General features: G+C 69.9%; 20 protein-coding genes. 7 read left to right on the top strand and 13 right to left on the bottom strand.

The annotated features are described in order from the left end of the window. Positions 1-9 precede the first annotated feature (9 nt). On the bottom strand, positions 10-894 hold the full coding sequence (locus tag HHL11_RS05090) for a dioxygenase family protein (protein ID WP_169417346.1): 885 nt from the start codon (positions 892-894) through the stop codon (positions 10-12). Between the two features lie 82 nt (positions 895-976). Here HHL11_RS05090 and HHL11_RS05085 point away from each other — a divergent pair, with 82 nt between their 5' ends. After that, positions 977-1,894, top strand: a complete 918-nt coding sequence (locus HHL11_RS05085; RefSeq protein ID WP_240980006.1) for a LysR substrate-binding domain-containing protein — start codon at positions 977-979, stop codon at positions 1,892-1,894. Position 1,895: 1 nt separating this feature from the next. Here HHL11_RS05085 and HHL11_RS34590 read toward each other — a convergent pair whose 3' ends face one another. Beyond that, positions 1,896-3,503: a methyl-accepting chemotaxis protein gene (locus tag HHL11_RS34590; protein ID WP_281068644.1), complete on the bottom strand. Its 1,608-nt coding sequence runs from the start codon at positions 3,501-3,503 to the stop codon at positions 1,896-1,898. Beyond that, positions 3,500-3,937: a rhodanese-like domain-containing protein gene (locus HHL11_RS05075; RefSeq protein ID WP_169417345.1), complete on the bottom strand. Its 438-nt coding sequence runs from the start codon at positions 3,935-3,937 to the stop codon at positions 3,500-3,502. Before HHL11_RS05075 ends, HHL11_RS34590 begins: the two co-directional genes overlap by 4 nt. Before the next feature lie 187 nt (positions 3,938-4,124). Between HHL11_RS05075 and HHL11_RS34810 the strand changes: the two genes are divergently transcribed. After that, entirely contained in the window at positions 4,125-5,981 is a 1,857-nt protein-coding gene (locus HHL11_RS34810; RefSeq protein ID WP_169417344.1) for an ATP-binding protein, read from the top strand. Continuing rightward, positions 5,978-6,637 carry a response regulator gene (locus HHL11_RS05065; protein ID WP_169417343.1) on the top strand — a complete coding sequence of 220 codons (660 nt, stop codon included), beginning with the start codon at positions 5,978-5,980 and terminating at the stop codon, positions 6,635-6,637. Before HHL11_RS34810 ends, HHL11_RS05065 begins: the two co-directional genes overlap by 4 nt. Positions 6,638-6,755: 118 nt before the next feature. Here HHL11_RS05065 and HHL11_RS05060 read toward each other — a convergent pair whose 3' ends face one another. After that, the gene (locus tag HHL11_RS05060) at positions 6,756-7,262 is read right to left on the bottom strand and encodes a tetratricopeptide repeat protein (protein WP_169417342.1); all 507 of its coding nucleotides are present in this window, start codon (positions 7,260-7,262) and stop codon (positions 6,756-6,758) included. A gap of 141 nt (positions 7,263-7,403) precedes the next feature. Between HHL11_RS05060 and HHL11_RS05055 the strand changes: the two genes are divergently transcribed. Continuing rightward, complete coding sequence (locus tag HHL11_RS05055) at positions 7,404-7,763, top strand: hypothetical protein (protein ID WP_169417341.1); 360 nt, start codon at positions 7,404-7,406, stop codon at positions 7,761-7,763. A 52-nt stretch (positions 7,764-7,815) separates the two neighbouring features. On the opposite strand, the gene HHL11_RS05050 is transcribed toward HHL11_RS05055, so the two are convergent. The 5 genes from HHL11_RS05050 to HHL11_RS05030 are packed head-to-tail and all read right to left on the bottom strand — an operon-like array spanning position 7,816 to position 13,038. Then, positions 7,816-8,874: a maleylacetate reductase gene (locus HHL11_RS05050; protein ID WP_169417340.1), complete on the bottom strand. Its 1,059-nt coding sequence runs from the start codon at positions 8,872-8,874 to the stop codon at positions 7,816-7,818. Next, complete coding sequence (locus HHL11_RS05045) at positions 8,871-10,217, bottom strand: amidohydrolase family protein (protein ID WP_169417339.1); 1,347 nt, start codon at positions 10,215-10,217, stop codon at positions 8,871-8,873. The genes HHL11_RS05050 and HHL11_RS05045 overlap by 4 nt, the downstream gene beginning before the upstream one ends. A gap of 4 nt (positions 10,218-10,221) precedes the next feature. Then, the gene (locus tag HHL11_RS05040; protein ID WP_205964207.1) at positions 10,222-10,524 is read right to left on the bottom strand and encodes a Dabb family protein; all 303 of its coding nucleotides are present in this window, start codon (positions 10,522-10,524) and stop codon (positions 10,222-10,224) included. Positions 10,525-10,540: 16 nt separating this feature from the next. Further along, a complete protein-coding gene (locus HHL11_RS05035) occupies positions 10,541-12,202 on the bottom strand; it encodes an amidohydrolase (RefSeq protein WP_240980005.1) in 1,662 nt (553 codons plus the stop codon). After that, positions 12,199-13,038 (bottom strand): intradiol ring-cleavage dioxygenase, encoded by an 840-nt coding sequence (locus HHL11_RS05030; RefSeq protein ID WP_169417337.1) that lies wholly within the window; start codon positions 13,036-13,038, stop codon positions 12,199-12,201. The genes HHL11_RS05035 and HHL11_RS05030 overlap by 4 nt, the downstream gene beginning before the upstream one ends. A gap of 116 nt (positions 13,039-13,154) precedes the next feature. Between HHL11_RS05030 and HHL11_RS05025 the strand changes: the two genes are divergently transcribed. The 3 genes from HHL11_RS05025 (at position 13,155) to sorB (ending at position 15,718) form a co-directional block, all read left to right on the top strand. Continuing rightward, positions 13,155-14,081, top strand: a complete 927-nt coding sequence (locus HHL11_RS05025; RefSeq protein ID WP_169417336.1) for a LysR substrate-binding domain-containing protein — start codon at positions 13,155-13,157, stop codon at positions 14,079-14,081. Between the two features lie 81 nt (positions 14,082-14,162). Continuing rightward, positions 14,163-15,389, top strand: a complete 1,227-nt coding sequence (sorA, locus tag HHL11_RS05020; RefSeq protein WP_169417335.1) for a SorA family sulfite dehydrogenase catalytic subunit — start codon at positions 14,163-14,165, stop codon at positions 15,387-15,389. A gap of 11 nt (positions 15,390-15,400) precedes the next feature. Further along, positions 15,401-15,718 carry a SorB family sulfite dehydrogenase c-type cytochrome subunit gene (gene sorB / locus HHL11_RS05015; protein WP_169417334.1) on the top strand — a complete coding sequence of 106 codons (318 nt, stop codon included), beginning with the start codon at positions 15,401-15,403 and terminating at the stop codon, positions 15,716-15,718. 9 nt (positions 15,719-15,727) lie between these two features. Here sorB and HHL11_RS05010 read toward each other — a convergent pair whose 3' ends face one another. From HHL11_RS05010 to HHL11_RS04995, 4 genes are all read right to left on the bottom strand, one after another. Next, positions 15,728-16,543, bottom strand: a complete 816-nt coding sequence (locus tag HHL11_RS05010; RefSeq protein WP_169417333.1) for a hypothetical protein — start codon at positions 16,541-16,543, stop codon at positions 15,728-15,730. A gap of 84 nt (positions 16,544-16,627) precedes the next feature. Then, a complete protein-coding gene (locus HHL11_RS05005; protein WP_169417332.1) occupies positions 16,628-17,056 on the bottom strand; it encodes a DsrE family protein in 429 nt (142 codons plus the stop codon). 15 nt (positions 17,057-17,071) lie between these two features. After that, the gene (locus HHL11_RS05000) at positions 17,072-18,625 is read right to left on the bottom strand and encodes a methyl-accepting chemotaxis protein (protein ID WP_169417331.1); all 1,554 of its coding nucleotides are present in this window, start codon (positions 18,623-18,625) and stop codon (positions 17,072-17,074) included. A 19-nt stretch (positions 18,626-18,644) separates the two neighbouring features. Further along, complete coding sequence (locus HHL11_RS04995; RefSeq protein ID WP_169417330.1) at positions 18,645-19,097, bottom strand: cache domain-containing protein; 453 nt, start codon at positions 19,095-19,097, stop codon at positions 18,645-18,647. Positions 19,098-19,152: the final 55 nt, after the last annotated feature.

Here is a 19,152-nt window from a genome sequence, read left to right as displayed (position 1 = left end):
GGCGCCTCCTCAACCCGCGGACGGAACCAGGCGGAAGTCGTACTTCGCCGTGTAGTAGGGCTTGCTCATGGCCCGCCCGTCCGGCGCCTTGCCCGGTCCGTGCTTGGGGAAGTCCACCACCAGGCTGTTCCGCACCCCGAACACCGCATCCGAATCGAGGTAGGGGCTGTCCTTGACGAAGATGTGCGTGACCAGCTTCTCGTGCCCCGGCGCGTTCAGCATCATGTGCATGTGGCCCGGCCGGTTCAGGTGCCGGCCCATCTTGTCCAGCATCGCGCCGACGGGCCCGTCGCCCGGCACCGGGTAGAAGGTGGGCTTGATCGACCAGAAGCGGTAGTTGCCGTCCTGGTCGGTCTGGAACTGGGCGCGCAGGCTCATGCTGTCGCCCTTCTGCATGTCGTACAGGCCGCCCTCGTCGCCGGACCATACATCGAGTTCGCAGCCCGCCAGCGGCTGGCCGGAGGTGTCGGTCACGCGCCCGTGGTACAGCGTCGGCTCGCCGTAGCCCTCGCCGATGTCGGCGCCCAGGTCCAACTTCGGCGCGCCGGGCCAGAAGAAGGGGCCTTGCACCGTGGCTTCGGTCGGCATCTCGCCGGGGTGCGCATCCAGCCCCTTGGCGCCGCGTGCCTGCGCCAGCGCCACGGTCAGCATCGAGATGCCCAAGGTGTCCGACAGCAGGATGAACTCCTGCCGCCGCTCGTCGCACTTCTGGCCGGTGGCGGTCAGGAACTGGATGCCGGCCATCCACTCCTCCGGCGTCAGGTCCACCTCGCGCATGAAGGCGTGGGCGTGCTTCACGAGCGCGGTCATCACCTGCTTGAAGCGTTCGTCTCTGCACTCGCCCATGCGGTCGATCACCGCCTGCGCGAAATCGCTGACCTCGAGTTGAGCCATGGCTTGTCTCCTTGACGTTCCGGCGGGAGTCTAGGAGCCTGCGGACGGGCCGGAAAGTGATGAATTTCGACGGTTATGATCGATGCCATCGATCGCAATCCGGGCGAACCCGCACATGGAACTGCGCCACCTCCGCTACTTCGACGCCGTCGCCGAGACGCTCAATTTCACGCGCGCCGCGGAGCGGCTGCACGTCACGCAGTCGACGCTGTCGCACCAGATCAAGCAGCTGGAGGAGGAGCTGGGCACCGCGCTCTTCGACCGCAGCGGCAAGCACGTGCGCATGACGGAAGCGGGCGAGATCCTGCGCAGCCACATGACGCCCGCGCTGGAGAAGATCGACCTGGGGCTGCAGGCGCTGCGCGCGCCGGCGGACACCATCACGGCCAGCATCCGCCTGGGCACCACCTCCAGCTTCAACACGCGCATGGTGCCGGGCTGCGTGGCGACCCTGCTCAATCACTACCCCAGCATCCAGGTGACGGTGGAGGAGCTGGCGGCCAGCACCATCATCAAGCGGCTCGGCTCCGGCCACCTGGACCTGGCCGTGTCCTACCGGCCGCCGGAAGGCAGCGAGCTCTGGTTCGAGCCGCTGTACAACGAGGAGCTGCGGCTGGTGGTGGGCATCCGCCATCCGCTGGCGCGGCGCCGTCGCGTGCGCATGGCGGAGCTGCACCAGGTGCGCATGGTGCTGCTGGGGCGGCAGTTCCTCACCCGCAAGCTGCTGGACGAATGCTTCGACCAGGCCGGCGCTTCGCCGATGGTCGTGGCGCAGCTCAATTCGGTGGCGCCGATGATCGAGCTGGTGCGCCAGACCGACCTGGCCGGCGTCATCGCCGAGACCGCCGTCTCGCAATCCGCCGACCTGCGCGTGATTCCGCTGGAAGACCCGACGCCGATCCGCACGCCGGGCATGCTGTGGCACAAGGGCGCGACGCGCTCCCCGGTGTTGAAGCACTTCGCGGAGATCATCCGCCGTGCCGCCGGCACGGCGGCGTGAATCACGCGGGCATCCAGGCCAGGGCGGGCAGCTCCGGCTGGCTCTCCGAAGCGACGGGCCGCTCCTCCACCCGGAACACCGCCACCGCCTTCACCAAGCCCTGCGCCTGCTCGCGCAGCGACTCCGCGGCGGCCGAAGCCTGCTCCACCAGCGCCGCGTTCTGCTGCGTCACGCGGTCCATCTGGCCCATCGCCTGGTTGACCTCCTCGAGGCCTTGGGCCTGCTGGCGCGAGGCCGCGGCGATGTCAGCGATGAAGCCGTCGACCCGCTGCACCGACTGCACGATGTCCGCCATCGTGCGGCCGGCGGCAGCCACCAGGCGCGAACCTTCCTGCACCTCGCCGGCCGAAGCGGCGACCAGCTGCCGGATCTCCCTGGCCGCGGTGGCGCAGCGTTGCGCCAAGGTGCGCACCTCGCCCGCCACCACCGCGAAGCCGCGGCCCTGGTCGCCGGCGCGCGCGGCTTCCACCGCGGCGTTCAGCGCGAGGATGTTGGTCTGGAAGGCGATGCCGTCGATCACGCCGGTGATGTCCGCGATGCGGTGCGAGCTGGCGTCGATCGCGCCCATGGTCTTCACCACCTGCTCGATCACGTCACCGCCCTGCCCCGCGACCTTCGCTGCGCCGTTGGCGAGCGCGCTTGCCGCCCGGGCGTTCTCGGCGTTGCGCTGCACGGTGCCGGTCAGCTCCTCCAGGGCGGAGGCGGTCTCCTCCAGCGAGGTGGCCTGCTCCTCGGTGCGCCGCGACAGGTCCGCATTGCCGACGGCGATCTCGCGCGAGGCGCCGGCGATGGCACGGGTGCCGCCGCGCACGCCCGCGATGGTTCCGCGCAGCCGCTCCACCGTGCCGTCCAGCGCACGCAGCAACTGGCCCAGTTCGTCCGAGCCGCGCCCGCCCGCCGGCTGCGACAGGTCGCCGCGCGCCAGCGCTTCGGCCACGGCAATCGCCGCGCCCACGCCCGCCATCAGCGAGCGGATGACCAGCAGCGCCAGCACCAGGGTCACGCCCAGCACCGCCGCCGCGACGGCCGCCATGGTGCCGCGGAAGCGCCGCGCATAGGCTTCCAGCGACGCGGTCTCCTTCGCCACTTCGGCGCTCAGGCTCGGCACCATCGCATCGAGCGGCTTGACGATCTTCTGCTGCACGATCGGCCACTCGTCTTCCAGCAGCGCCTGCAGCGCCTCCTTGTCCTCGGCGGCGTAGGCCCGGTCCAGCGCCTGCGCGAAGCGCTGGAACTGCGGCATCTCCGATTCGATGGCCCGGGCCAGTTCGGCGCTGCGGCCTTCCAGGTGGCCGGCCGCATTGCGGAACTGCCACCACAGGATGGGCGCCGCCTGCACGGTCTCGTGCAGCTGGTTGCGCGAGCCCGGCACGGGCATCTGATCGAGCAGCACGCCGGCCAGGCGGAAGCGCACCTCCTTCAGCTGCGAGCCCAGCTCCTGCAGCCGCGACAGCGGGGCGAAGCGCTCCTCGTCGATCACGCGCGCGCTCTCGGCCACGCGGTTCGAGAACAGGATGGCCAGGGCGGCCAGCGCGGAGGCGCCGACCAGGCACACGAATCCGAGCAGGACCAGCTTCTGCCGGATGCTCAAGCCTCTGCGCTTGTTCATTCGACCGCGAAGCCCTTGGACTTCCACTCCGGGAAGCCGCCACGCAGCCACTGCACCTTGCGCCAGCCGGCGTCGGAAGCCACCTTGGCCGCCTTGTAGCTCTTCCAGCACTCGGGGCCATTGCAGTAGAAGATCAGCGGCGCGTTGTGGTCCGCGGGCAGCTTCGCCAGGTCGAAGTGGTCCTGCTTCGCGTCGAAGCCGGTGTCCTTGGCGCTCTTCTCCTTGTACGGCACGTTCTTCGCGCCCTGGATGTGCGCATCGGCGTACTCGTTGCCGACGCGGGTGTCGATCACCGGCACGCCAGTTTCGGCCATCTTGCGCGCCTGTTCGGCGCTGACCACCGTCACGCCGGCCAGCGTGGCGGGTACATCGTTCGCGAGCGCCAGGCTCGCGCTTGCGGCGAGCAGCAGCCCCGCAACCCTCTTTCCCAACATGTCTGTATCCCTTCGACGACGTCCACGGCTGCAGGTCCTGCAGTCCGGCGACCAGTCTAGGGAAGCGGCCTACTTGTCACCCCCTCGTCTAGGGGGGGTCTGGGGTTTCACCTTACGGGCCGGGTTCCCCCCGAACAGGGGGTGCCGGCGGGTCGGCGCCGGGCAACCGGCCGGGTAAAGTCCGTTCGTGTCGACTCCGCCCCTTCCGCTGCTGCGCCTGCTGCTCGCCTTCGCCTGCTGGCTGGCGCTGGCCTGGGCGCTGCCCGCACGCGCGGAGGTGCTGACGTTGCGCGAGGCGGTAGCCACGCCGGCCGGTGGCGCCAGCCGGCCCGTGCAGCTGCCGCACGAATGGGCCGACGGCTTCCCGGAATTCGAGGGCATCGTCGAATACCGGCTGCCCTTCGACACCCCCGGCGGCAGCGAGCTGCTGGCCGTGTACGTGCCGCGCGCCTGCAGCACGCTGGAAGTGTCCGTCAACGGCCACCTGGTGGGCTCCGGCAGCGGCATGGAAGCGCCCTACGCGCGCAACTGCTACTACCCGAGCCTGTTCGCCCTGCCGCTGGCGCTGCTGCGGCCGCAGGGCAACGAGCTGCGCATCCGCGTGGCCGGCCATCCCTATGGCGAGGCGTCCTCGCGCCAGCGCGCGAGCGGCCTGGGCGCGGTGCAGGTCGGGCCCATGGCCGAACTGCAGCCGGACTACGAGCAGCAGTACTTCTGGAACATCACCGCCGCCCAGATCATCTGCGTGTGCGTGCTGGGGCTGGGGCTCGCGCTGTTCGGCCTGTGGCTGGCGCGCCGGCACGACCGCTACATGCTGTACTTCGCGCTGTTCACCGTCGGCTGGGCGGCGCTCACGGCGCGCCTGTTCGCGCGCGTGGCGCTGGCCTCGCACTGGGCGACCGAGGCCCTGGTCTGCTTCGTCTTCTTCCCGGTGGTGTCGTTCGCGATGCTGTTCCTCATGCGCTTGCTGGACCGGCCGGTGCGCGGGATGCATCGCGCGCTGGTGCTCCAGTGCGTGGTGTTCGCACTGGTCCTCGCGGGCTCGGCCCACGGCCGGCTGCTGCCGGTGTCCTCGCTGCTCTACGCGATCGGCGCGCTGGAGTTCCTCGCCTGCGTGGTCGCCTTCTTCGTGCTTTCCTGGCGCACGCATCGCAGCGAGTTCTGGCTGGTCGGCGCGGTGCTGCTGCACTCGGTGCTGATGCTGGTGCTGGAGCTGCTGCAGCAGTACCACGTGCTGCCGCTCACGCGCATCCATCCGGCCCACTTCGCGATGCCACTGGTCTTCGGGGTCATCGCGGCACGGCTGATCCAGCTGTTCGTGCGCGCGCTGGGCCAGGCCGAGACGCTGAACCTGCAGCTGGAGCAGCGCGTCGTCGCGAAGACGCAGGAGATCGAACGGAACTGGCAGCAGATCGCCGAACTGCGCACGGCGCAGGCCACGCAGGAAGAGCGCCGCCGCATCGCATCGGACCTGCACGACGACCTGGGCGCGCAGCTGCTGACGATCGTGCAGGCCAGCCAGCGCGGCGGCGAGCCCGAGCGCATCGCCGGCCTGGGCCGCCAGGCGCTGGAGGAGATGCGGCTGTCGGTGCGCGGCATGACGGGCCACGTGACGCCCGCGGAAGAAGCGCTGGCCGACTGGCGCGCGGAAACGGTGACGCGCCTCTCCGAAGGCGGCCTGCGGCCCGAGTGGCTGGCCGACGATCCGCCGCCCGGGCTGATCCTGCCCGCGCGCACCCACGTGCAGCTGACGCGCATCCTGCGTGAAGCGGTGAGCAACGCCATCCGCCACAGCGGCGGCAGCCGCTGCGCGGTGCGCATCCGCTTCCCGCACGAAGAAATCCAGATCGAGGTGGAGGACGACGGCCGCGGCATGCCGGCCGCCGGCCGGCCACAGCGCGGGCACGGGCTGCCCAACATCGAGCGGCGCATCCGCAACCTGGGTGGCACGCACCGCTTCGCCGCGGTCGCCGGCGGCGGCACGCAACTGCTCGTGCGCGTGCCGCTCGCCCCCATCCAACCCGTCCCGCAGGAGGTCGCATGAAGCAAGCGCTGGTGGTGGAGGACCTGGCCGAGGTCCGCGACTGGCTGGCGGACATCGCCCGGTCGGTGTTCCCCGAGATCGAAGTGCACGCGGTGGGCCGCGTCGATGAAGCGCTGGCGGTGCTGGCGACACGCCGTTTCGACCTGGCGCTGGTCGACCTGGGCCTGCCCGATGCCAGCGGCATCGCCGTCGTGCGCGCGCTGCACCAGCGCGACCCGCAATGCCTGGCCGTGGTCGTGACCATCTACGACGACGACGAGCACCTGTTCCCGGCCCTGCAGGCGGGCGCTTTCGGCTACCTGCTGAAGGAGCAGCCACGCGAGGCGCTGGCCGCGCAGCTGCTGCGCATCGCCAATGGCGAGCCGCCGCTGTCGCCGCCGATCGCGCGCCGGGTGCTGTCCTGGTTCGGCCAGGCCCGCGCGCCGGTCCCGCTGGTGCCCCTGGCCGGCGAGCCGGAAGGCGCGCGCCTGACCGAGCGCGAGACCGAGGTGCTGCAGCGGGTGGCCAAGGGCTACACGCTGCCCGAGATCGCGCAGCAGCTCGGGCTGTCGCGGCACACCGTGGCCTCTTACATCAAGCAGATCTACCGCAAGCTGGACGTGTCCTCGCGCGCCGAGGCCACGCTGGAAGCTGCGCGGCGCGGGCTGGTGCAATAAAAAGAAACGCCCCGACTTGCGGCGGGGCGCTGAATCCGGTCCGGGGACCGAAGGAGACAATCGATCGTTGTTCTGGCTCATGGATCATGCCCGCGGCATGTTGCGGCTGCGTGACGCTTCAGGGCTCCGGCGGCCGATGCTTCTGCGCGTGCTGCGCTTCCATCATGTAGCGCGCAGTTTCTTCCGGCGTGATGCCCCAGTCGCCGCGTTGGCCCGCCATCGCGAGTTCCAGGTTCGCTTCCGGCAAATCGTGTTCGGCGGCCTGCTCGAACCAGTACCTGGCCTGCGTCGCGTCGTGCGCGGCGCCCTCGCCGGCCAGCAGCATCTGCCCCAGCAGGAACTGCGCGCGCGGCAGGCCGCCCTGCGCGGCCCGCTGCATCCAGGCGAAGGCTTGCGCGTGGTCCACCGTCACGCCGTCGGCCCCATTGCGAAGCAGCAGCGCCAGGTGGAAGGCTCCCCGCGCGGAGCCCGCTTGCGCCGCCCGGCGCAGCAGCACGGAGGCGGCGCGCGCATCGGGCTGCGGCGCGGCCAGCACGCGCAGGCCCTGCGCGAGTTCGGCTTCGGGGTGCACGCCGCAGCCGGCGACGCCGGCGGCGAGCAGCAGGACGGCGGCGAGGCGGCGCATCTCTTCTTCTCCTTGCACTCCAAAGCCCGGGAGTTTCGGCAGCGAAGGTGAAAGTCGTGTGACACCGGAGGTGCGAAAACGCACTGCGCCGGGCGTGACGCGCCCCTACGCTGTGTCCATCCCTGCGAAAGGAGTCCGACCATGCAGCGCATCGCCCTCGTCCTCGCCGCCGCCGTGCTGGCCTGCAGCGCACTCCTGTCGGGCCGGGCGCAGCCGCCGGCAACCGTCGACGTCGAGGCCGCACAGCACCAGGCGCAGGATGCCCGCTTCCGCGAGGCGATGCGCCTGTGCCGCGCGGGCCATTGGTCCGCCGCCTACGGCCGCTTTGCCGCGCTGGCCGACGAAGGGCATGTGCCTGCGGCCCGCGTCGCACTGGCCATGTGGCAGAACGGCCACCGCGTTTACGGCACCGATTGGAGCGCCGCGCCATCGCAGGTCCTGAGCTGGGAACAGGCGACTGGCGTGCCGGCCACGCATACCGTCGCCGCATCGGCCGAGTGAGGCCCGCGCGACGACCGCCAATGGATGCCGGGTCAAGCCCGGCATGACAGCATCAGGCGGGCCGGCGGCCCTCGTACGCATCCTGCAGCAGTTGGCGGATCGCGGCCTTCTCCAGCGGCCGCGGATTCGGGTACTGGTTGCTCATCGCAATCTCGCAGGCGCGGTCCAGGTCCGCTTCCTTCATGCCGATGTCACGCAAGGCCACCGGCGCGCCGTTGTCCTTGGCGAGATCGAACACGGCCCGCGCCGCGCTCTTGCCTTCCAGCGCCCGCGCGATCTTGCGCATCGCTTCCGGCGCGGCCGGCGCGTTGTAGGCCAGCGCGTGCGGCAGCACGATGGTGTGCGTCTCCGCGTGCGGCAGGTTCCAGGTGCCGCCCAGCGTGTGGCACAGCTTGTGGTGCAACGCCATGTCCACCGAAGCCAGCACGGTGCCGCAAAGCCACGCGCCATAGAGCGCGTCGCTGCGCGCTTCCATGTCGCTTGCCTGCGCCTTGATGCGCGGCAACGCGCGGCCCAGCGCCGCGATGCCCTGCTCCGCCATGATCTCGATGATCGGATTGGTCGTCACCGAGTACAGGCCTTCGGCCGCGTGCGCGATGGCGTTCATGCCACTGGTGATGCTCAAGCCCACCGGCAGGCCGGCGGAGAGCTCGGGGTCGTAGATCACCGTGCGCGGCAGCACCTTGTCGTCGCGGCCGGTCTTCTTCAGCCCGCCTTCGGTGATGCCGTAGATGGTGGTCATCTCCGAGCCGGCGTAGGTGGTCGGGATGGCGATGATGGGCAGCGCGGATTCCAGCGCGATCGCCTTGCCCAGGCCCGTGGTGGAGCCGCCGCCGATGGCCACCGCGCAATCGGCGCCCAGTTTCCTCGCGACCTCACGCGCCTCGCGCGCCGTCTCGATCGGCACGTGCATCACCGCGCGGTCGAAGATGCCGGCGGCCCGCGGCCCCAGCAGCGCCGCGACCTGTTCGGCCGAGGCACGTTGCTCGGGCGTGGAGAGCACGAGCGCCTTGCGCGCGCCCAGCTGGTCGACCTCGGACGGCAGCTGCTGCAGGGTCCCCGCGCCGAAGACCACGCGGGCCGGGCGGCCGATATAGACGAAGTTGTTCATGACGCAAGTCCCAGGGCGGACGTGATCTTGCGCCCGGACGCGCGCAGCGCCTCGAGGCAGGGCGCCAAGTCCACGCCGACGAGGCGGCCATCGCGCTTCTTCCAGCGGCCAGCCACCATCACGTCGGAGATGTTGGACAGCGAGGTCTGGAACACGACCGAGTTCACCGGGTCGTGCACCGGCTGCATGTTGAGGTCGCTCGCGCGGATCACCACCAGGTCGGCCTGCTTGCCTGGCGCAAGCGTTCCGATGCGGTCCTCCTGCTGCAGCATGCGCGCGCCCTCGACGGTCACCCACGACAGCGCTTCGCGCGTGGTGATGGTGGACGTGGGCGGGATGGTGCCGTGCTGTTCGCGCCAGGCGAAGTTGTCCAGCGTGCGTTGCATGCCAAGCGCGACGCGGGCCTGCGTGAACATGTCGCCCGAGAGCACGCTTTCCAGATCGACGCCCAGCGATGGCGCGCGGCCGAACTGGCGCAGGCGCCCGGTCAGCGGATGGCCGTGGCCCTGGGACATCTCGTTCTCCGCCGCCGCCGAGAAGCTCATGCCCAGCTCGCAGAAGCGCTTCAACTGTTCGTCGCTGAGCGCGTGGCCGTGCACGATGTTGATGTTGGGCCCGAGCAGGCCTTCCTGCTCCAGCCGCACCCAGCCGTCCGGCGTGCGGGCCGGCCCGCCGCCCTGGTGCAGCGAGGCGATGAGGCCCAGCTCGCGCGCCATGCGGAAATCGTGCATCGCGACCGGCAGCGTCGAATAGTGCGGACCCAGCACGGCGGCGTGGATGGTGAGCAGCGGGTTGCCCTGGTGCTGCTTCAGCAGGCGCTCCACTTCCGCGCGCGGATGCGGCACTTCCCAGAAGGGCGTCTGGCCCGGCTTCGGGTCCGGCTTGGGCGTGCCATGGAAGAAGGCGGCGCGGATGCCCGTGGAGCGCAGGCCCTCGATAGCGGCGTCGTTGTGCGCCGGCGTCGGATTGTTGTGGCACCAGTCGGCGAGCGTCGTGGTGCCGCAATTCAGCTGGTTCAGCGCGCCGACGCGGGTGGCGATGCGCAGGTCCTCCGGCTGGAACACCGTGGCCAGGCCGGCGTGCATCTTCTGGAAGTACTCCAGCAGCGTCCAGTTGGCGGCCAGCCCGCGCAGCGCCGTCTGCCACGTGTGCATGTGCGCGTTGACGAGGCCCGGGATGACGATGCTGCCGCTGGCGTCCACCACCTCGGCGTCGTCCACCTTCAGCGAAGGCGCGATCTCCACGATGCAGTCGCCGCGTACCAGGATGTCGGCCCGCGGCAGGTCGCCCTGCTGGTCCATCGTGATCACGGTGGCGCCGCGCACCAGAGTCTGCTTTTCCATGTTGCTACTCCACGCGGTAATCGACCTGGTGGCGGGCGATGCGCATGTCGCCCACCTCCTGCTTCACCCGCAGGTGTTCCGGGTGCGTCGCATAGGCGTCCAGGGCCGCCTGCGACTCGAAATCGCTCACCAGCACGACGTCGCAAGCGTAGTCCACCCGGCTGTGGTCCACGCCCACTTCCAGGTGCAGCAGGCCCGGCACGCGGCCGCGCAGGCTGTGGAAGCTGGCCTGCAGCTTCGCGATGTTGGCGCTCTTTTCCTCGGGCGTGGCGCCGCGCACGCTCCACATGACGATATGGCGAATCAAGCCGCGCTCCTCGTTTTCATTGCAGCGCGAACGGCGCGGCCGCATAGACCGGCTTGCCGCCCACCACCGTCAACAGCGACACCGTGCCGCCGATCTCCGCCACCGGCACACCGAAGAAATCGCGGTCCAGGACCGCGAAGTCGGCCAGCTTGCCGGGCTCCAGTGAACCGCGCTTGCGCTCGTCGAAACTGAACCAGGCGCTGCCCAGCGTGTACAGGCGCAGCGCCTGCTCGCGCGTGGGCGTCTCCTCGGCGCCGCGCGTCGCACGGCCGCCCACCGTGCGGCCGTCCAGCATCCATTGCAGCGCGACGAAGGGGTTGTAGGAAGCGACCCGGTGCGCGTCGGTGCCCGCGCCCACGGGCACGCCCAGGCGCAATGCGGTGACCAGGGGCGGCATGTGCGCCGCGGCCGGCCCCGCCTGCGCGGCGATCCGGTCGCCCGAGAGGTACATCGCGTCCTGCATCGTCCAGCCCACCCCCAGCGCCTTCATGCGCGCCAAGGTCGCGGGCGAGGCGTTGTCCAGGTGCGCGATGGACCAGCGCAGCGGCGCGATGGGCGTCTCGCGGTTCACCTGCTCGAACAGGTCCAGCAGCACCGGCGCCGAAGCGTCTTCCTGCCAGTGGATGGTGAGCGCCATGTGCTCGTGCGCCGCCCAGCGCGCCACCTCCAGGAATTTCTCGCGGGTGGCGGCGTCCGGCTGGTTGTTGTTGTACATGGCGATGGTGATGCGCTCGCCGATGCCGTTGAAGCGCAGCATGTCGTCGCCGAAGCCCATGGGCAGCATCTGCGTCAGGTCGCGGTACTCCGCGAGCTCGGCGCCGGGCTTCTGCGCAAACAGGCTGTAGGCCACGCGCAGGGTCAGCTGGCGCTCCCGCCACAGCTGCAGCAGCGCCGCGTATTGCGACGGATAGATGCTGAAGCCGCCCGGGTCCACCACGCCGGTCAGCGCCAGGCGATTCAGCTCGGTGAAGAACTGGCGGGTGCCGGCCACGTTGTCCTGGTACGTCGGCCGCGGCAGCTTGTCGAACAGCGCCGACATGTTGACGATGCTCGCCGTGGCCCAGCCCGTGGGGGCGCCGGCCGCATCGCGCTCCAGCGCCATGCCGGCAGGCAGGCTGGCGTTCGACAGGGCCAGCGCTTCCTGCGCCTTCGGCGTCAGCAGCAGGTGGCTGTAGAACATCTGGACCCAGACCGGCTGGTCCGGCACCGCGGCCATCACCTCGGCCAGAGTGGGCTTGCGCTTCTCGGCGAACTGCAGCTCGGTCCAGCCGCCCGCGACCACCACCCATTGGCCCGGGCGGGCCCGGGCGCCTTCGCGCAGCCGCTGCATCGCTTCGGGAATGGTGTGCGCGCCGATCCAGTTGACCTCGGTGGAGTAGCTGAGCGCGGCCCGCACCGCGTGCATGTGCGAGTCGATCAGGCCCGGAATCACGGTGCGGCCGCCTGCATCGACGCGGCGCGTCGCCGGGCCGGCCAGCGCCAGCATGTCAGCGTCGCTGCCGACCGCGAGAATGCGACCCTCGCGCACGGCGATCGCCTGCGCCATGTGCGAGCCCGCATCCAGGGTCGCGACCTTCGCGTTGGTCAGCACCCAGTCCGCCTGCACCGCGGCCGGCTGCACGCTGGCGCATCCGCCAACGAGGACGGCGGCCAGCGCCGCGAGGCAGGCGCGGATCAATGCTGCCCCTTCGCCGGATTCAGCACGAAGTCGTATTCGACGAGGTAGTGGCCATCCGGCTGCTTCACCCAGTCGGCGATGAGCGACTGCCGCACGCCGAACACCGCATCGGAGTCGAGGTAGGTGTCACCGTTGCGGAACACGTGGGTGATCAGCGTCTCGTAGCCCGGCGCCTTGATCATGAAGTGCAGGTGCGCCGGCCGCCAGGGATGGCGCCTGGTCGCGCGCAGCATCTCGCCGACCGGCCCGTCGGTGGGAATCGGGTAGGCCTCGGCCAGGATGGACTTGAACCAGTACTTCCCGTCCTTGCTGGCGTGCAGCACACCGCGTGCCTGCGCGTGCTCCAGGCCTTCGCGCTGCACGTCGTACATCCCTTCGGCATCGGCCTGCCAGACGTGCAGCTCGGCGCCGGGCACCGGCTCGCCGTTGAGGCCCAGCACGCGGCCGCGCACCTCGCAGGGAACGCCGGGCGCGCCGCCCGCCACGTCCTCGCCCAGGTCGAACTCTGGTGCGCCTTCCACGTAGAAGGGGCCGAACACGGTGGCTTCGGTGCAGCCTGCCGGCTTGTCGTTGTTCATCGCCACCGTCAGCATCGACATGCCCAGGGTGTCCGACAGCAGGATGAACTCCTGCCGCTTGTCGTCGCACTTCTGGCCCACGCGGGTCAGGAAGTCGATGCCCTGGAACCACTCGGCTTCGGTCAGCTTCACCTCGCGGGCGAAGGCATGCAGGTGCTGCACCAGGCTGGTCATGATCTCCTTCAGGCGCGGGTCCGGCGTTTCGGCCAGCCGGGCGATGACGGCCTGGGTGATGGTGTCCTGGTTCACGTTGCGCATGGGTCTCTCCTGCCCCCGCGGGGCGTGGGTGGGACTGTAGGGGGCGGCCATAATTTGGGAAAGCGCGCCGGGGCAAATGAGTTTTTCGCGGCGCGGAAGAGAGCAGGAGACTGGCAGTGGATCGCTGGACAGAGATGGCCTTGTTCGTGCAGGTGGCGGAGACCGGCAGCCTGAGCCGTGCCGCGGAGGAGTTGGGGCTTTCCAACGCCGCGGCCAGCCGGCACCTCTCGGCGCTGGAAGAGCGCCTGGGCGCGCGGTTGGTGGAGCGCAACACGCGGCGCCTCTTCCTCACCGAGCCGGGGCAGGAGTTCCTGCGCCGCAGCAAGGGCATCCTCGCGGACCTGCACGAGGCCGAGTCGGCGGTGAACGCGTCGACGCTCAACCCCACCGGCACCTTGCGGGTGACGGCCTCGCTGTCCTTCTCGATGTCGCACATCGCGCCGCTGCTGCCCGAATACACGCGGCGCTATCCCAACGTGCGCGTGCACGTGGAGACGGCCAACCGCTACCTGGACCTGATCGACAACAACATCGACGTCGCCATCCGCACGCGCGAGACGGAGCCGGACTCCAACATCACGATCCGGCGGCTGGCGGAAACGCGGCGCATCCTGGCGGCCTCGCCCGGTTACCTCAGTCGCGCCGGCACGCCGCGCACGCTGGACGACCTGGCGAAGCACGCGATGCTGATCTACACGTATTCCAACCATCCGCACGAACTGCGCTTCACGCGCGACGGCGACACCGTCTCCGTGCCGGCCACCGGCGTGCTGGAGTCCAACGACGGCCAGGTGCTGCGGTCCGCGGCGCTGGAAGGCCTGGGCATCCTGGTGCAGCCCACGTACATCCTGTACGAGGACATCGTGGCGGGCCGGCTGGTGCCGGTGCTCGATGCCTGGGACCTGCCGCGGCTGGTGATCAACCTCGCCTACCCGAGCCGCAAGCACCTGTCGGCCAAGACGCGCACCTTCATCGACTTCCTCGCGGAGCATTTCGACCGCATGGAATACGAGCGCAAATGGACCACCCGGTTCAACTACTGACTAGGGAAAACCCCCGCGCCTGAGACTTCCCTCTGACCGCTACAGTGCCCGGCAGTACAACTTAAGCATCAGGGAATGTCCATGAATTCGATCCGCAACACGCGGCGCCGCCTGCTGGGTGGCGCCGGTGCGCTCACGGCCTCGGCCCTCGCGCCCTGGCCCTTGAAGGCGGCCGCGCAGGCCGCCGGCAGCGTGGACCTGCCCCTGGCCAACGGCCACCGGCTGCTCGCGAAGTACCCGGAGAAGCGGCCGCTGATCGTGCTGACCTCGCGCCCGCCGCAGCTGGAGACGCCCTGGGAGGTGTTCAACGAAGGCGTGATCACGCCCAACGACGCCTTCTTCGTCCGCTACCACAACGCCGGCCTGCCGTTCTCGGTCGATGGCGACGCGCATGCCATCAAGATCGGCGGCAACGCGGTGGCCAAGCCGTATGCGTTGACGGTGGCGGAACTGCGCAGCCAGTTCAAGCCCGTGGACCTGGTGGCGGTGAACCAGTGCTCGGGCAACAGCCGCGGCCACTTCGAGCCGCGCGTCACCGGTGGCCAGCTGTCCAACGGCGCCATGGGCAATGCGCGCTGGGTCGGCGTGCCGCTGAAGGACGTGCTGGCGCGTGCCGAGCCGAAGAACACGGCGCGCCAGGTCACCTTCGACGGCCTCGACCAGGCGCTGTTCGGCGGCGGCGATTTCGTCAAGGCGCTGGAGATGGGCCACGCCATGGACGGCGAGGTGATGATCGCCTTCCAGATGAACGGGGCCGACCTGCCGATGCTGAACGGCTTCCCGGTGCGCCTGGTGGTGCCGGGCCACTACGGCACCTACTGGGTCAAGCACCTGTCGGCGATCGAGGTCATCGACAACAGCTTCGAGGGCTTCTGGATGCGCCCGGGCTATCGCGTCCCCGACAACGACTGCGCCTGCGTCCCGCCCGGCACCGCGCCGGCGGCGACGCGGCCCATCGGCCGCTTCAACGTGCGCTCCTTCATCACCTCGGTCAACGACGGCGCGCGCGTCAGCGCCGGCCAGCCGCTGGCGGTGCGCGGCATCGCCTTCGACGGCGGCCAGGGCATCCGCGAGGTGGCGTGGTCAGCCGACGGCGGCCAGAGCTGGCGCGGGGCGAAGCTGGGCGAGGACCTCGGTCGCTACTCCTTCCGCGAGTTCACGTTCGGCTTCACGCCGCAGGCGGGCGCGCACGACCTGCGCGTGCGGGCCTGGAACCGCTCGGGCCAGAGCCAGCCGATGGAGGCGCTGTGGCAGCCGGCCGGCTACATGCGCAACGTCGTCGAGTCCGTGAAGATCATGGCAGCCTGAGGAGAACAGCGATGAAGAAGACCCTCGGCCTCCTGCTGCTGGCTGCCTGCACTTGCGCCGGCGCCGTCACCAAGACCATCGACCTGCCGTCCGACGGCGTGTTCCTCAAGCCCAGCCCGCTGCCCGGGTACGCCAAGGCGCAGGCCCAGTGCGTGGCCTGCCACTCCGCCGAATACATGGCCTACCAGCCGGTCAACGCGCCGCGCGGCTACTGGGAAAACATGGTCAAGCGCATGCAGCAGGTGTTCAAGGCGCCGGTGAACGACGCCGACATGCCGGACATCATCGACTACCTGGTCAAGACCTACGGCAACGAACAGGGCAAGTGAGCCCGCCGCTCACGGCAGCACGGGCGGGCCGCTGGCCACGACCGGCCCGGGCTTGCTGTGCGGCACGGCTTTGCCCACCAGGTAGCCGGCGTGGCTGATGCCTATGAGCGCCACCATGCCCTGGCCGATGGCCGGCAGCTCCGTCACCGGCTTGCCGGCCAGCAGGCCGAAGGTGTGCGCCAGCATGGCCGCATAGGCCGCGATCGTCACCAGCGTGAAGAAGAACATCTGCATCCGCGCGAGGTCCAGGTGCGCCGCGTTGCCCACCTCCTCGCCGGTGAACAGGTCCGAGAGGCGCGCCCGCGCCGGTGAATCGTTGATGACCAGCTGGCCCTGGGCGCCCACCGTGCCTAGTGCGTCACCCTGCTGGTCCAGCCGCTCCAGCGTGCGCATGGTCTCGCCCGGGTCGGCGCCCTGGTTCGCCTTGGTGCTCAGGATCAGCGGCGAGGCAACCAGCGAGGTCGTGCTGATGCCCATGAGCAGCCACAGCTCCGAGGGCACGGCGATGTCGAGCGCCGTGCCCGAGCCGATGGCGATGTTCGACAACGCCGCCGTCAGGTAGCCCGAGAGCACCAGCACCGTCCACGCGGCCATCTGGAAGCGCGCGAGCGACATGACGTTGCGGGCGTCGATCAGCGCGCCGAGCGGGCGGCCGGTGATGCCGTGCCCGCACACGAACAGGAAGGCCACCAGCGCCAGCATGGAGAGGTACCACCCCGCCATCAGGTGCTGCGTCTCCGCAAGCCAGCGGGTGCCCGCGAGGATCGCGACGACGATCACGAACAGGCCGGCGGTGTGCCAGATCTTCCAGGAAGGATTGGGCATATGCGCTCTCCGGCTGCGCCAATGCCCGGAACATAGCGGGCCACCGGGCTGCGGCCCATCCGCCATGCGACGGAAGAAAGCTGACTACGGCCGCACGTAGGCCCAGCCCTGCTGCTGCTTCTTCATCAACTCCACCACGCCGGCAGGGACATAGCCGATGTCCGGCAACATGTCGCTCTTCTGCAGGTGCATGCCGGCCATGGTGTTCTCGCAGGCGACCACCTTGACGCCGTTGGTAAGCGCGCTGGAAATGCGCGGCGCCACCGGCGAGCCGGCCTTGAGCATGCCGATGCCGGGGCCGTAGACGACGATCTCGACGTCGACGTCGTCCATGCCCAGTTCCTTCTGGATGTTGGTGGCGTTGTTCAACGCCAGGTTCCACTTGCCCGGATCGTTGTCGCTCACCTGCATCACCACCCGGTTGCGGTTGGCCTGCTGCTGCGCGAGCACGGGCAGGGCGAGCAGGAAGGCCGGCAGGGCGGCGGCGGCGAGGAAAACGCGGCGGGTCGTCATGCCGCGGATCGTAGCCTAGGCCGCAACCCGGAAGCGGCCGAGGGTCATCGCCAGGCTATCGGCCTGCTCGCGCAGGCTGTGGGCGGCCGCCGTCGATTCCTCCACCAGCGTGGCGTTCTGGATGGTGGCCGAGTCGATGGCGGTGATGGCCTGGTTGATCTGCTGGATCTCGCTGCTTTGCTGCAGGGTGGCGGTGCGGATATCGCTCAGCACCTCGGCCACCGCGGTCACCTGGTCCACCAGCTGCCGGATCGCGCCGCCCGCCTTGCCGACCAACTGCTCGCCGGCCTGCACGCTGCCGGCGGATTCCTGGATCAGCGCGGCGATCTCGCGGGCCGCGGCCGATGCGCGTTGCGCCAGGCTGCGCACTTCGCCGGCCACGACCGCGAAGCCGCGGCCATGTTCGCCCGCACGCGCGGCCTCTACGGCGGCATTGAGCGCGAGGATGTTGGTCTGGAAAGCGATGCCGTCGATCACGCCGGTGATCTCCGCGATGCGCTTGCTCGCATCGCTGATGCTCCCCATGGTCTGCACCACCTGCGACACCACGTCGCCGGTGGCACGGGCGGACGCCGCGGCACCGCTGGCCGTGTCGCTGGCCCGTTCGGACGCGCGGGCGTTCTCGTTGACGGCGCCGGTCAGCTGGTGCATCGAGGCCGAGGTCTGCTGCAGCGAGCTCGACGCGGAGTCGGTGCGTTCGCCCAGGCTGGCGTTGCCGCTGGCGATCTCGCCCGCGGCGGCGCGCACCGATTCGCTGGCCTGGCGCACGTCCAGTAGCGATTGTGCGAGACGCTCGCGCACCGCTTCGGCGTCGCGCATCAAGGTGCCGATCTCGTCGCGGCCGCCGGCCTGCACCGGCCGCGTGAGGTCGCCGTCGCCCAGCGCCGTCATGGCCTGCGACAGCAGCTGCACGCGCCGCAGCATGCCGCGCGTGATGGCCATGGTCGCCAGCACCGCCAGGCCGGCGGCAGCCAGCGAAGCCAGCAAGGTCAGCACCTGCATGCGGCTGCTGCGCGCCTGCGCCGCGGCCACTTCCTCGCCGGCGCGCTTCAGCTCGCTGGCGCTCATGGCCGCCACCGTCTTCAGCAGGGTCGCGTACTGCGAGTTCGCCGTCGTGAGGAAGGTGGTCGCGTTGGCAAGCCCGGTGCTCTTGAGGTCCAGCGTGTCGGCCAGCGACTTGCGGTACTTCTTGAGCGCGGCCGAAATGGTCTCCAGCTGCGCGCGCTCGCTGGCATCGGCCGTCTTCAGGCGCTCGGCCACCGCGGCTTCCATGCGCTCGCCCGTGGCCACGATGGCCTTGTCCACCGGGGCCACTTCCTGCGCGCTGAAGCCTATGCCTTCGAACGCGATGGACTGGTTGATCAGCCCGTTCAGGTCGCGCAGGTCGGCTTCCATGCGCGCGGCAAAGCCGTAGCTCGGAAGCCTATCGTTGTACAGGGAATCCAGCGCGGCACCCAGGCGCGCCGAGCTCCACCAGGTCAGGCCCGCCCCGCCGGCCAGCAGCACCAGGCAGGTGGCCAGCACGAGGGCGAGCTTGAGCTTCAGGGACAGGTCATCCAGCCCTCGCATGCCGCAACTCCTTGAAAGCCTACTCCCAGTAGCCGACGGCGACGTAGGCTTCCTTGCCCGGCACGCGGCGCGCCATCAGGTGGCCGTTGTCGATCTTCTTGGTGGTGGGGTTGGCCCAGCGGTAGTCGACCAGCGATTCGCCGCTGGACTTGACGTTGGCGATGGTCTCCTGCACGAAGGCCTTGCCCGAGGCGTCGCGCGCTTCCAGGAAGGACTTGCCGGCCAGCTTGGGGTTGTCCGCGTGGGCCAGCAGCGTGCCGCCATCGAAGTTGACCAGCACCACGTAGGCCTTGGGGTGCTTCCACTTGCCGCCGGCGTTGAAATCGGCCGCGGCGCCGTCCAGGCCCTTGCTCACCACGAGGGCATGCGCTTCGGCCAGCATGGCCTTCGCTTCGGCGGGGGTGTCCGCGGCGGCGAAGCCGGCGGAGACGGTCAGGGCAAGGGCCATCGCGGCCCGGATCCAGGTCTTCATGCTTTGCTCTCCAACGACGTTTGTTGACGGGTACTCGCGGCGATGCCGGGTCCCG

Origin of the sequence: Ramlibacter agri, from assembly GCF_012927085.1 — a bacterium.
GTDB lineage: Bacteria > Pseudomonadota > Gammaproteobacteria > Burkholderiales > Burkholderiaceae_C > Ramlibacter > Ramlibacter agri.
The sequence above is the reverse complement of the archived record's forward strand: the minus strand, read 5'-3'. Positions and strand labels throughout refer to the sequence as shown.